Raw genomic sequence first — 12134 nt, 5'->3', positions numbered from 1 at the left:
TGGGTGCGCCGGAAGATGCCGCGCGCAAGACCCGCACCGATAAGGGCTCCAGACGGGACGCGGGCAAACCTTAAACGGGATGGTGCGTCGGACATGAAATGCTGCATGGACACGACCCTCCCCTTTTCCACCTGACGCAAGGATAACCCCGACAAAACCGTTCGTCGAGGCGGCGCCCGTTTCCGGAAACGCGGTGTTGGCCGATCTGCGGCCGATCTGCCGCGGACCGGGGCCTTTCACCGGCGCGCATCAGAGGCTAAGGTCGCGGCGCTTTTTTGAACGCACACGGGCGGAACCATGGCGGACACCGGCATTCCCCACTTCTGCAACGACCTCGGCGTCACCCTGATCGAGGTGGGCAGCAAGGAGTTCATGTGCGTCGGCGCCCAGCCGCCGTTCGACCACCCGCACATCTTCATCGACCTCGGCGGCGACACCGAGGCGGTCTGCCCCTATTGCTCCACTCTCTATCGCTACAACCCGGCGCTTGCCGCCGGCGCGGCGAAGCCGGAAGAGTGCGAGTGGCACGATACCCCGGCGGCCACCGCCGCCTGACCGAAAGCTGATCCGCCGGCTCCCCGCGCGGAGCCGGATGCCGCCATGGCCGAGCCCATTCCCTTCAAGCCCATTCCGTTTCGGCCAAAGCCCGTCCGCGCGGCGCGCAGTGCCGTCGTAGTGGGCGCAGGGATCGGCGGGCTGGCCGCCGCCATCGCGATGGCCCGCGCCGGCCTCGCGGTGCAGGTGGTGGAGCAGGCGCGAAAGCTGAAAGAGGTCGGCGCCGGCCTCCAGCTCACCCCCAACGCCACGCGTATCCTGCGGGATTTCGGCCTGCTCAACCGGCTTGAGCAGGTGGCGGTCGCCCCGCGCGCCCTTGAGGTGCGCGACGGGCGCAGCGGCGCGCCCCTCACCCGCGCCGAATACGGCCCCGCCGCCAGCCGCTACGGCGCGCCTTTCCTCGTGGTCCATCGCGCCGACCTGCAGAACCTGCTGGCCGAGGCGGCGCAGGAGGCCGGCTGCGCCATCGCCCTGGGCTGCGACCTCACCGCCGTGGAGCCGGCCTTCGGCAGCGTCCGGGCGGTGGTGAAGCAGGGCGAAAACCTCATCGCCCATGGCGCGGACATCCTTGTGGGCGCCGATGGGGTGCGCTCATCCGTGCGCGCCCATCTCGGCCTGTCGGCACCGCCCGTGTTCGCCCGCCGGCTGGCGTTCCGCGCCACCGTGCCGGTGCCGGACGGCCACCCGCCCGAGGTGCGGCTCTATCTGGGGCGCGACGCCCATCTCGTGGTCTATCCGGTGAAGGGCGGCGAGGTGCTCAATCTCGTCGCCATCGTCAAGCAGACCGAGCCGGTGGCCCGCTGGAACGCGCCGGGCGACAGCGCCACCGTGCACGCCGCCTTCGCCTCCTGGACCGGCGAGGTGCGCAAGCTTTTGGAAAGCGCCCCCCATTTCCTGTGCTGGGGGCTCTACGATATCGATCCCCTGCCCCGCTGGAGTTCGGGCCGGGTGACGCTGCTGGGCGATGCCGCCCACGCCATGCTGCCCTTCCTCGCCCAGGGCGCGGCGCAGGCCATCGAGGACGCGGTGAGCCTTGCCGGCGCGCTGACCCGCGAGAACGATGCCGCCACCGCCCTGCGCACCTACGAGGGCGAGCGGCGCACCCGCACCGCCCGCATCCAAAGCGAGGCGCGGCGCAACGGCATCATCTACCACCTCTCCGGCCCGCCGCGGATCGCCCGCGACCTGGTGCTGCGCCGCCAGGGCCCGGCCCTGCTCCACCGCTACGGCTGGATCTACGGCGCCTGACGGCCCGCCCTCTGGACCTTACCCGACGGCCGTGGTATCGGCCCGCCTCTCTCCCGGGGAAGATGTTCTCGTGCAGGACGTGATGGTGAACCACCTTCAGCGACGACGACAGGACACGGCGCGCACGACCGCCCGTGCCTTGCTGCCCGCCTGACGATCCGGTTGGTAATCCCTCCGGCTCTCTCGCGGGCCTTTTGTCCTGCCCGCGAAACGAGCCTTTCCATGACCGAGCTTCCCCTGTCCATCGCCGTCGAGACGGCGGCCGACGACTACGACATCGACAAGCTGCACGACCGCACCTTCGGCCCCGGGCGCTTCGCCCGCACCGCCTTCCGCATCCGGGAACAGGCGCCGCACGAGCGCGCGCTCTCCTTCACCGCGCGGGTGGGCAACATGCTGGTGGGCTCGGTGCGGCTGACGCGCGTGCGCATTGGCGCCACGCCCGCCTTGCTGCTCGGCCCGCTCACGGTGGAGCCGCCGTTCCAGTCGGTGGGCATCGGCGCCCGGCTGATGGAAGTAGCGCTGAAGGCGGCGCAGGAGGCCGGCCATGGCCTGGTGGTGCTGGTGGGCGACGAGCCCTATTACGCCCGCTTCGGCTTCAGCCGCGTGCCCGTCGGCCGGGTGACCCTCCCCGGCCCGGTGGACGCCGCCCGCCTGCTGGTGGCGGAGCTGGCGGAGGGGGCATTTGCGGACGTGCACGGCCTGGTGGGCGCATCCGCTTAAAGTCGTGTAAAACCATAGAGATCAACAGAAAAGGCGATTTTCGGACCGAAGTGTTGCAAGCTTCTGGGAGCATTTGCGTCCAGAGCGCGCCCGCCGCCGCATCCCCCGAAAACGAAAGCGGCGAGCCTGAGCCCGCCGCTTCCATGGATCACAGGATCCACATCACGCGATCCGCGTCACACGATCCACATCACTCCGCTGCCACCACCTCCGGGCGGCCGCGGGCGAGGCGCTCGCGCTTCAGCAGCTCGGCCACCAGGAAGGCGGTCTCGATGGCCTGCTCGGCGTTGAGGCGCGGATCGCAATAGGTGTGGTAGCGATCGCGCAAGTCCTCGTCCGAGATGGCGCGGGCACCGCCGGTGCACTCGGTGACGTTCTTGCCGGTCATCTCCAGATGCACGCCGCCGGCAAAGGTGCCCTCGGCCGCATGGATGTCGAAGAACGAGCGGATCTCCGACTGGATGCGCTCGAACGGCCGGGTCTTGTAGCCCGACGCCGCCTTGATGGTGTTGCCGTGCATGGGATCGCACGACCACGCCACCACGCGCCCCTCCTTCTCCACCGCGCGGATCAGGCCCGGTAGGTAGTCACCCACCTTGTCGGCGCCGAAGCGGCAGATGAGGGTGATGCGGCCCGCCTCATTGTCAGGCTGCAGCATGTCCAGCAGGCGGATGAGGCCGTCCCCGGTGATGGAGGGGCCGCACTTGATGCCGATCGGATTGCGGATGCCACGGAAATACTCCACATGCGCATGGTCCGGCTGGCGGGTGCGGTCGCCGATCCACAGCAGGTGGCCGGAGGTGGCGTACCAGTCGCCGGAGGTGGAATCCACCCGGGTCAGCGCCTGCTCGTAGCCGAGCAGCAGCGCCTCGTGGCTGGTGAAGAAATCCGTGGTCCGCATTTCCGGGTGGCTCTGCGGATTGATCCCGCAGGCGCGCATGAAGTCGAGCGCCTCGGTGATGCGGTCCGCGAGTTCCTGGTAGCGCGAGGACTGGGGGCTGTCCTTCACGAAGCCCAGCATCCACTGGTGGGCGTTCTCAAGGTTGGCATAGCCGCCGTTGGCGAAGGCGCGCAGCAGGTTGAGGGTGGCCGCCGACTGGCGGTACGCCTCGATCTGCCGGCGCGGGTCCGGAATGCGCGCCTCGGGGGTGAAGGCGATGTCGTTGACGATGTCGCCGCGGTAGCTGGGCAGCGTCACGCCATTCTCGGTCTCGGTATCCGAGGACCTCGGCTTGGCGAACTGGCCGGCGATGCGGCCCACCTTCACCACCGGCGTGCCGCCGGCGAACGAGAGCACCACCGCCATCTGCAGGAAGACGCGGAAGAAATCGCGGATATTGTCGGCCGAGTGCTCGTCGAAGCTCTCGGCGCAGTCGCCGCCCTGCAGCAGGAAGGCCTCGCCGCGGGCGACCTTGGCGATTTCCGCCTTCAGGCGGCGCGCCTCGCCGGCGAAGACGAGGGGCGGGTAGGAGGCAAGCTTGGCTTCCACCTCGGCGAGTTCTGCCTTGTCCGGATAATTGGGCATCTGCACGCCGGGATAAAATCGCCAGCTATCCGGACGCCAGCCTTCGGCGCGGCGAGACATCTCGGCGCCAGGGACAGGTGCGGATTGCGGGCGGGTCACCATTTCACTCTCCATGTTCTCAAAATCCGGGCCGGCTCGTCCGGCGCCGGGTCCAACCCCTGCGTTCCTCTTGTGTTCGCCGGATCGGAAGGCGGGCTTATACACGAAGCCGCGCCGCGCCGAAAGGACGCGGCGCAAACACGGTTTGGTGTCGGCGGACGGCACCTCTTCTCCTGCGCCGCGCCATCGCCTATGTGTCCCCCCTTGTGTTCTCCCTTGCCGGTCGCCCTTCCCCGCGCACCGCACCTCACAGCCGTGTCTGTTGCGGGACACGCCCAACGCCAGAGCGTTTCATGTCCCATCCCGAGCGCGCCGCCGCGCCCCGCAACGCGTCCGTCCCGGCGAAGGCGCCGGCACCCCTGCGTCCAGCCTTCGTGGAGTTCGTCGCCCTCATCGCCCTGCTCATCGGCATGACGGCCTTCTCCATCGACAACCTGCTGCCCGCCTTCGGCGCCATCCGGGAGGATTTCGCCCTCGCCAACGCCAACGACGTGCAGGTGATGGTCTATGCCTATCTGCTCGGCATCGGCGCCGCGCAATTCCTCTACGGCCCCATCTCCGACGTGGTGGGGCGCCGGCCGATCCTGTTCGCGGGCCTTGCCATCTATGCGGCGGGCACGCTGCTGGCCCTGTTCACCCAAGACTTCACGGTGCTGGTCGCGGCCCGCGTCATCCAGGGCGTGGGTGCGGCGTCGGGGCGGGTGCTCGCCATCACCATCGTGCGCGACCGGTTCGAGGGGCGCGAGATGGCGCGCATCATGTCGCTGGCCATGATGGTGTTCCTCACCGTGCCCATCCTGGCGCCGGCGCTGGGCAGCCTCATCCTGGCCTTCGGCTCCTGGCACCTCATCTTCATCGCCATGCTCGCGCTGGCCTTGCTGCTGCTGATCTGGTTCGGCCTGCGCATGCCGGAGACGCTGCATCCGGAATACCGCATTCCCTTCTCGTTCCGCGCCATCGGCAAGGCGGTGACGCTCACCCTCACCACCCGCCGGTCGACGGGCTATGCGGTGGCCATCGGCCTGATGATGGGATCGCTGATGGCCTATGTGGGCTCCGCATCCCAGGTGTTCCAGACCGATGTCTACAAGCTGGGCAACCTGTTTCCGGTGGCGTTCGCCGCGGTGGCGGGCATCATGGCGGTGGCCTCCTTCACCAACGCATCGCTGGTGCGGCGGATCGGCATGCGGCGGCTGTCCCACGGCGGCATCTGCGGCTTCATCGCCGTGGGCGCCATGATGGTGGCCGCCAGCCTCGCCTTTGGCGGGAAGCCGCCGCTGCTGTTGTTCTGTGGCCTCGTCGGGGCGGGACAATTCCTGTTCGCGCTCACGGTGCCGAACTTCAACTCCATGGCCATGGAACCCCTGGGCGCGGTGGCCGGAACCGCGTCCTCCTTCATCGGCGGGTTCACCACCCTCATGGCGTCCATGCTCGGCTATGTCGTGGGCCGCGCCTTCGACGGCACGGTGCTGCCGCTGAGCCTCGGCTATCTGGTGCTGGGCGCCATCGCGCTCGGGTTCGTGCTGTGGGCCGAGAAGGGCCGGCTGTTCGGGCACACCCCGTAGCGAGCGCCGTTCGCGACGCTCGGGCATCCCGCTACGTCATGGCGGCATGGCTGCCCTGCCCCCGCGTCGCCGATTCTGTCGGAGAACTGTCCGCAAGCCGTGGTAGAAGAAACGCTTGCGCCTACACGCTTGCGCGATCTTGCGCCCGCAGTTCGAACGACAACAGGAGCCTCATGCCTCAACTCTCGCCCGAAGGCCAGGCGGCCATCAACGCCATCTCCCAGCGCACCGGCTTCAGCCCGGATGCCGTCACATCCATGCTGTTCTCGGTCATCGCCGGCAACGGCTCGATGGCCCAGTTCAGCCATCCCGAGTTCGGCGGATCCGGCCAGTGGATGCGCGGCGGGATGACCATGGTCTCGGACATGTTCAACAATTACCTGAAGGGCCGCGTGGACGGCCTGTGCAGCGAGTTGTCGAACCTCGTCGCCAACCAGCCCGGCCTCACCCAGAGCGGCAGCTTCCAGTCCCAGAACCAGGGCGGCGGGAATTTCGGCAGCGGGCAGTGGCAGTCGAGCGGCGGCGGAATGGGCGGAGGAATGGGGACCGGTGGCAATCAATCCAGCCTGTTCGTGCCGGACGCCTCGGGCAACTTCAACTGGTGGCCGGCCGATCTTGGCCAGCCGGCCAGCACCGGCGCGCAGAACTCGGTGCGCTACGCCTATTTCCCGGGATCGCACCGCCTCGCCATCGACCTCAACGGCCAGGTGACGGTCTATGACAGCCTCGACCACCAGATCGGCGGCTTCTCCCAGCAGCAGGGCGGCTCGGGTTCCCTCACCTTCACCAGCCAGTATGGCACGGTGTTCGTCTCCAACCTGCCCATCGTGAGCGGCGCGCCCCAGGCCCCGGCCTATGCTCCGCCGCCGCCGGTCTACGATCCCCCGCCGCCGCCCCCGCAGCAGCAGACCTATGCGCCGCAGCCCCAGAGCTTCGGCAATGCCCTGCCGCCGCTGGGCCAGAACGAGGTGATCTCCGCCATCGAGAAGCTGGCCGATCTGCATGCCAAGGGCATCCTCAGCGACCAGGAGTTCAGCACCAAGAAAGCCGAGCTGCTCAGCCGGCTCTGAGCGCCCATTTGGAAGTTCATAAGGGCACCACCACAATCACCGTAGTCATGCCCGGGCTTGTCCCGGGCATCCACGCCGAACCGCTTGTGACAGCTTGCGAAAGCTCTTCCCAGCCTCCCCGCGTGGATGGCCGGGACAAGCCCGGCCATGACGATGGTAAAGCACTGCGGCGGCTGCAAGCGCCAATCTGGGCGAATTTTATCTGGCTCTGAGCGCGCCGGACGACCGCCGCTCAGACGCTGCGCGTGGGCGTGCGCAGCGTCACCAGTTCCTCGGCGGAGGTGGGGTGCACGGCGATGGTGCGGTCGAAATCCGCCTTCTTCGCCTTCAGCCCCAGCGCCACGCCGGCCAGCTGGATCATCTCGGAGGCGGCGTCGCCCATGATGTGGCAGCCGAGCACCACGTCACTCTCCTTGTCCACCACCAGCTTCATGAAGGTGCGCGTCTCGCGGCCCGAGAGCGTCGCCTTCAGCGGGCGGAACGACGTGCTGTAGATATCGATGGGCCGGCCGAGGGCACGGGCCGCCTCTTCCGAGAGGCCCACGGTGCCGATCTCCGGTTCGGAGAAGACCGCGGTGGCCACCAAGGAGTGGTCCACCGTCCACGGCTTGTTGCCGAACACCGTGTCGGCGAAGGCATGGCCCTCGCGGATGGCGACGGGGGTGAGGTTGATGCGGTTGGTCACGTCCCCCACCGCATAGATGGACGGCACATTGGTCGCCCCCTTCTCGTCCACCACCACGGCGCCCACCTCGTCGCGCTTCACGCCCACCCCGTCGAGGCCGAGCTGGGCCGTGTTGGGGATGCGGCCGAGGGCCAGCATCACGTCGTCCACCTCGACCACCGAGCCGTCCGAAAGCGTGACCCGCTTGCCGCCATGGATCACCTCGATGGACGTGAGCGTGCGGCCGGGGACAAGGTGGATGCCGGCGCGGGTCATCTCGGCTTCCAGATGGTCGCGGATCTCCCCGTCGAAGCCGCGCAGCACCTTGTCGGCACGATAGACCAGGGTCACGTCGGCGCCGAGCGCGCGGAACAGGCCGGCGAATTCCACCGCGATATAGCCGGCGCCCTGCACCAGGATGCGGTCGGGGAAGTGGGTGAGGTTGAACGCCTCGTTGGAGGTGATGGCCAGCTCGCAGCCCGGAATGGCCGGGCCGAGCGCCGGACGGGCACCGGTGGCGAGAAGGATGTAGCGGGCGTGGATCTCCTCGCCGGTGGACAGGATGCGCACGGTGTTCGGCCCCGCCACCACCGCGCGGGAGGCCACCACCTCCACCCCGGCATTTTCCGCATTGCGGCGGTAGATGGCTTCCAGGCGGGCGATCTCCTTGTCCTTGTTGGCGACCAGGGTGAGCCAGTCGAACTCCGGCTCATTCACCCGCCAGCCGAAGCCGGCCATGTCCTCGATATCATGGGCAAAACGGCCGGCATAAACGAACAGCTTCTTGGGCACGCAGCCGCGGATGACACAGGTGCCGCCGACGCGGTATTCCTCCGCCATCATCACCCGGGCGCCGTGCTGGGCGGCGATGCGCGCCGCGCGCACTCCGCCCGAGCCCGCGCCGATGACAAACAGGTCGACTTCTCGCCGTGACATTCCAATCCGTCCTTCGCGCCGCGCAATGGCCGCCACAAAACGGCCGGCGCTCCCATCCGTCAAGGGAAAGCCACGGTCGTGCCCCATGCGCCGGGGCGAAGGCCGGACGGATCGCCCGGCGGCCTGAGCCGGAAAATGCCGCAAAGGGGCGGGACCACATCTCATGCTGAACGACGTGATCCCGCCGCGGCCCCTGCGTGCCATCAAGTCCGAGCCGGGCGTGGCGGCCTTCCTTCCACCGTTCATCCTGCGCCTGCCGGGTGTCGGGGGCGCGGTGGTGGTGCTCGTCGCGTCCGGAGCCAGCGGTCCGCTGGTGGTCCGCATGGAGGATGGGCGCGGCACGCCCCTCGCCACCTTCGAGGCGCAGGCGGGCGAGCCGATGGCGGCCGAAATCCCCGCCGGCACGGCGCGGATCGTCGTCACGGGGAATGGCGTTTCGTCCGGCGCGGTGGGGCTGGGCTATTACCCCGTGCGCGGGCAGTTTCCCGCCGGGCGGCTGCTGTTGAAGCTCCATGCCTTCCGGAATGGATCGATCGTCGCGCCCGAAGGCGGCGTCAGGGGCCTGCGGCACCGCTGGCGGCAGGCGGAAGGGGCGGCACGCCATCTCGGCCTGAGCCTCATCGCCCTCAGCCAGACGGCGCAGGCGCGCCTGTCGCTGAAGCGGGCGCAGTACCAGCGCTTCCGCAACGCCTATGTGGGCGACTTCACCGCGGTTCCAGCGCCGGGGGCAGCGCCGGCCCTCGTCTTCCTGTCCGCGGCGGGAGACGGGCGCTCGCGCGCCCAGATCGCCGCCTGCGCCGAGGCCCTGAGGGCCCAGAGCGACCGGGCCTTCAGCTGGATCATTGCCGCAAGCGCGGATCGCCTTGCCCGCGAAGGCGCGGCGTTGGCGCAGGCGGTGGGCGATACCGCGCAAATCGTGCCCGCGCAGGCGGCAGACGACGCCAGCCTCCTCAAGGCCGCCCTTGCCGCCAGTGCGGCGCCGGACGACGACCTCATCTGCCTGCTGGACCTGGAAGGGCGGCCCACGCGGGATGCCGTGGCCCTCATCCGCGCGACCTTCGCCGCTTATCCCGATTGCCAGCTGCTCTATACCGACGAGGAGCGCTGCGATGCGGCAGGCACGCCGCTGGCGGGCGTGTTCAAGCCGGCCTTCAATCGCCACCTGCTGGAAGCCTCGCCCTATATGGGCGCGCTCACGGTGATGCGGGCGGGGTTGAGCCAAACGCTGGGGATCGATCCCCGCTTCGGCGCGGCCGCCGTCTATCACCTCATCGTGCGCACGGTGGCGCAGGTCGGCGCCGGCGCCGTGCGGCACCTGCCGCGCATCGCCTTTTCAGGCCCGGAGCAGGCGCCCGGCTTCCCCGAGCCCGAAACCGCCCGGCTGGCGGCGCAGGCGCTCGAAGGCGTGCTCAACGTGCCGGTGAGCGTGGTGCCGGAGGCCGGGACCCACTTCCTGCGGCCCGATTTCCCCCTGCCGGCGGTGCCGCCCAAGGTGTCCATCGTCATCCCCACCCGCGACCGCGCCGGCCTTCTGGCCATGGCCCTTGATTCGCTGATCGGGCAGACCGCCTACCGCAATTTCGAGATCATCATCGTGGACAACGGCTCGGTGGAGCCGGAGACCTTCGCCCTGTTCGCGGAGATGAAGGCCACATGGCCCGACACGACCATCGTGCGGGACGACGGGGACTTCAATTATCCGCGCATCTGCAACAATGGCGTCGCGGTCTCAACCGGCGAGCTGATCTTGTTTCTCAACAACGACATCGAGGTAATCGAGGCGGGCTGGCTCGACGAAATGGTGGCGCTTGCGCTGCGGCCCGGCGTGGGCATCGTGGGGGCGAAGCTGCTCTATCCCGACCGCACCATCCAGCATGCGGGCGTCATGGTCGGCCTGTTCGGCTATGCCTCCCACTGGTTCGCCCATGCCCTGCCGGACACGCCCGGCCCCGAGGGCCGGCTGCTGGTGCGGCAGGACGTGTCCGCGGTCACCGGCGCGTGCCAGCTCATCCGCAGGGACGTGTGGGAGGCCATCGGCCCGCTGGACGCGGAGCGGTTCCAGGAGGATTGCAACGACATCGACCTGTGCCTGCGCGCCCGCCGCGCCGGATACGAGGTGGTGACCACGCCGTTCGCCCTGCTCATCCACCACGAATCCGCGTCGCGGGGGAAAGCCCGCAACAAGCTCCACCGGGAGCGGCTGAAGGCCCAGCACGAGCGCTTCGACGCCCTGTGGCATGCGCGGACGCTGGTGGACCCCCACTCCAACCCCAACCTCGACCGCAAGAACCTGTTCGCCGCCCCCGCCGACGCGCCGCAGGGCTCGCGCGACGCCCGCACCGACGCGATCTGAGGCGGGACACCAAACGAAAAGGCCCCCGGCACTGGGCCGGGGGCCTTTTTTCTTTGACCGAGAGCCGGCCCGCCCCGAAGGACGGACACAAGGGCAAGACCTACAGGTCAACGCCGCGCTTGCGCATTTCCGCGCGCACCCGCTCCACCGCCTGGGCATTCACTTGCGCGCCCCATGCCTGGATGCCCTGCACCGCCTCCTGGACGATGACGGGACGGTCCTGCACCAGCTTCGCGCCGGTGGCCGAGCGATAGAAGGTGATGGCCTCCTTCAGCTCCGCCTCGGTGAAGTGGCGGGCGTAGGAACTGGCGAGGATATCGATGATCTCCACCTGCCGCGCCTCGAACTCCGGCCGCACGATGATCGCGACTTCGCGCAACTGCTTGGCGAGGTCGGGATTGGTCTGGAGGAAGGAAAGCGCCGCCCCGTCGACGATGTTGGGAATGATCCCTTCAAAGGCGCGGGCCTCGCCGTTCACCGCCACGAGATCGCGGGCAAGCTGGAGATGCGGCGCGCTCACCTTCGCCGCCGGCTGGGCTGGCTGCGCCTGCTGGGCCAGGGCAAAGGAAACCGGAAGGGCCGGCACGGCAAGGGCGGCGGCGAGAAGGAGCCGCACGCCGAAGCGGCCGCGATGGGACATGAACATGGGTCTCTCTCCGGGAAGAGGAATCAGAAGCTGCCGGGCTCCAGCACGGTGATACCATCCGCGCCGGCGAGCACGACCCGGCTGGCAAGGCCAAGGAACAGCCCGTGCTCGACCACACCGGCGACCTCCTCCACCGCGCGGGCGAGCGCAGCCGGGTCCGGGATGCGGCCGAGATGGGCGTCGAGGATCAGGTGCCCCTGATCGGTGACAAAAGGATGGCCGTCGCCGTCGCGGCGCAGCTTCACCGGCCCTTCGCAGCCGGCCCTGCGCACCGCCTCGGCCACATGCCGCTCGATGGAGGCGACGCCGAAATCCACCACCTCGATGGGCAGCGGGAAGCGGCCGAGCATCGCCACCTTCTTGCTGGAATCGGCGATCACCACCATCTCGCGCGCGGCGCTGGCGACGATCTTCTCCCGCAGCAGCGCGCCGCCGCCGCCCTTGATCAGGGCGAGGCCGGGGCCGACCTCATCCGCCCCGTCGATGCACAGGTCAAGCGGCCCGGCCTCGTCAAGGGTCGCGATCGGCACGCCGAGGGAGACCGCCTGCGACAGTGTCTGCTCGGAGGTGGGCACGCCGAGGATGTTGAGGCCGGCATGGACCTTCTCCGCCAGCAGCTCCACGAAATGGCGGGCGGTGGAGCCGGTACCGAGGCCGAGGCGCATGCCGTCGGTCACGTAGGTCAGGGCGTGAGCGGCCGCGCGGCGCTTCGGGTCTTCGGCGTGCACCATGGGAGTTTCCGTTCCGGTG

10 protein-coding genes are annotated in these 12134 nt (G+C 69.0%); 6 read left to right on the top strand and 4 right to left on the bottom strand.

All coding sequences use genetic code 11. The annotated features are described in order from the left end of the window. The first annotated feature begins 297 nt into the window (after positions 1-297). From V5F48_RS11815 to V5F48_RS11805, 3 genes are all read left to right on the top strand, one after another. Complete coding sequence (locus V5F48_RS11815) at positions 298-555, top strand: zinc-finger domain-containing protein (protein WP_394107765.1); 258 nt, start codon at positions 298-300, stop codon at positions 553-555. 45 nt (positions 556-600) lie between these two features. Continuing rightward, positions 601-1803 (top strand): FAD-dependent monooxygenase, encoded by a 1203-nt coding sequence (locus V5F48_RS11810; RefSeq protein WP_394258875.1) that lies wholly within the window; start codon positions 601-603, stop codon positions 1801-1803. A gap of 222 nt (positions 1804-2025) precedes the next feature. After that, on the top strand, positions 2026-2526 hold the full coding sequence (locus tag V5F48_RS11805) for a GNAT family N-acetyltransferase (protein ID WP_394258874.1): 501 nt from the start codon (positions 2026-2028) through the stop codon (positions 2524-2526). Positions 2527-2716: 190 nt separating this feature from the next. Here the strand turns inward: V5F48_RS11805 and V5F48_RS11800 are convergent, their stop codons facing one another. Next, on the bottom strand, positions 2717-4111 hold the full coding sequence (locus tag V5F48_RS11800) for a class II 3-deoxy-7-phosphoheptulonate synthase (protein ID WP_394258947.1): 1395 nt from the start codon (positions 4109-4111) through the stop codon (positions 2717-2719). Between the two features lie 332 nt (positions 4112-4443). Between V5F48_RS11800 and V5F48_RS11795 the strand changes: the two genes are divergently transcribed. Then, positions 4444-5715 carry a multidrug effflux MFS transporter gene (locus tag V5F48_RS11795; protein ID WP_394258873.1) on the top strand — a complete coding sequence of 424 codons (1272 nt, stop codon included), beginning with the start codon at positions 4444-4446 and terminating at the stop codon, positions 5713-5715. A 173-nt stretch (positions 5716-5888) separates the two neighbouring features. Continuing rightward, complete coding sequence (locus tag V5F48_RS11790; RefSeq protein ID WP_394258872.1) at positions 5889-6785, top strand: SHOCT domain-containing protein; 897 nt, start codon at positions 5889-5891, stop codon at positions 6783-6785. 232 nt (positions 6786-7017) lie between these two features. Here V5F48_RS11790 and gor read toward each other — a convergent pair whose 3' ends face one another. Then, positions 7018-8385 (bottom strand): glutathione-disulfide reductase, encoded by a 1368-nt coding sequence (gene gor / locus V5F48_RS11785; RefSeq protein ID WP_394258871.1) that lies wholly within the window; start codon positions 8383-8385, stop codon positions 7018-7020. Between the two features lie 163 nt (positions 8386-8548). Here gor and V5F48_RS11780 point away from each other — a divergent pair, with 163 nt between their 5' ends. Further along, positions 8549-10738, top strand: a complete 2190-nt coding sequence (locus tag V5F48_RS11780; protein WP_394258870.1) for a glycosyltransferase family 2 protein — start codon at positions 8549-8551, stop codon at positions 10736-10738. Positions 10739-10838: 100 nt separating this feature from the next. Here the strand turns inward: V5F48_RS11780 and V5F48_RS11775 are convergent, their stop codons facing one another. Both V5F48_RS11775 and rpiA read right to left on the bottom strand, forming a co-directional pair. Then, positions 10839-11384 (bottom strand): DUF2059 domain-containing protein, encoded by a 546-nt coding sequence (locus V5F48_RS11775; protein WP_394258869.1) that lies wholly within the window; start codon positions 11382-11384, stop codon positions 10839-10841. 23 nt (positions 11385-11407) lie between these two features. Next, entirely contained in the window at positions 11408-12112 is a 705-nt protein-coding gene (gene rpiA, locus V5F48_RS11770) for a ribose-5-phosphate isomerase RpiA (protein ID WP_394258946.1), read from the bottom strand. Between the last annotated feature and the right edge of the window lie 22 nt (positions 12113-12134).

The organism is Xanthobacter autotrophicus ATCC 700552, from assembly GCF_043194565.1.
Lineage (GTDB): Bacteria > Pseudomonadota > Alphaproteobacteria > Rhizobiales > Xanthobacteraceae > Xanthobacter > Xanthobacter autotrophicus_F.
The sequence above is the reverse complement of the archived record's forward strand: the minus strand, read 5'-3'. Positions and strand labels throughout refer to the sequence as shown.

Coding starts and splice junctions, on each gene's coding strand:
- V5F48_RS11815 (WP_394107765.1), top strand. CDS start 298: ATGGCGGACACCGGCATTCCCCACTTCTGCAACGACCTCGGCGTCACC.
- V5F48_RS11810 (WP_394258875.1), top strand. CDS start 601: ATGGCCGAGCCCATTCCCTTCAAGCCCATTCCGTTTCGGCCAAAGCCC.
- V5F48_RS11805 (WP_394258874.1), top strand. CDS start 2,026: ATGACCGAGCTTCCCCTGTCCATCGCCGTCGAGACGGCGGCCGACGAC.
- V5F48_RS11800 (WP_394258947.1), bottom strand. CDS start 4,111: ATGTCTCGCCGCGCCGAAGGCTGGCGTCCGGATAGCTGGCGATTTTAT.
- V5F48_RS11795 (WP_394258873.1), top strand. CDS start 4,444: ATGTCCCATCCCGAGCGCGCCGCCGCGCCCCGCAACGCGTCCGTCCCG.
- V5F48_RS11790 (WP_394258872.1), top strand. CDS start 5,889: ATGCCTCAACTCTCGCCCGAAGGCCAGGCGGCCATCAACGCCATCTCC.
- gor (WP_394258871.1), bottom strand. CDS start 8,385: ATGTCACGGCGAGAAGTCGACCTGTTTGTCATCGGCGCGGGCTCGGGC.
- V5F48_RS11780 (WP_394258870.1), top strand. CDS start 8,549: ATGCTGAACGACGTGATCCCGCCGCGGCCCCTGCGTGCCATCAAGTCC.
- V5F48_RS11775 (WP_394258869.1), bottom strand. CDS start 11,384: ATGTTCATGTCCCATCGCGGCCGCTTCGGCGTGCGGCTCCTTCTCGCC.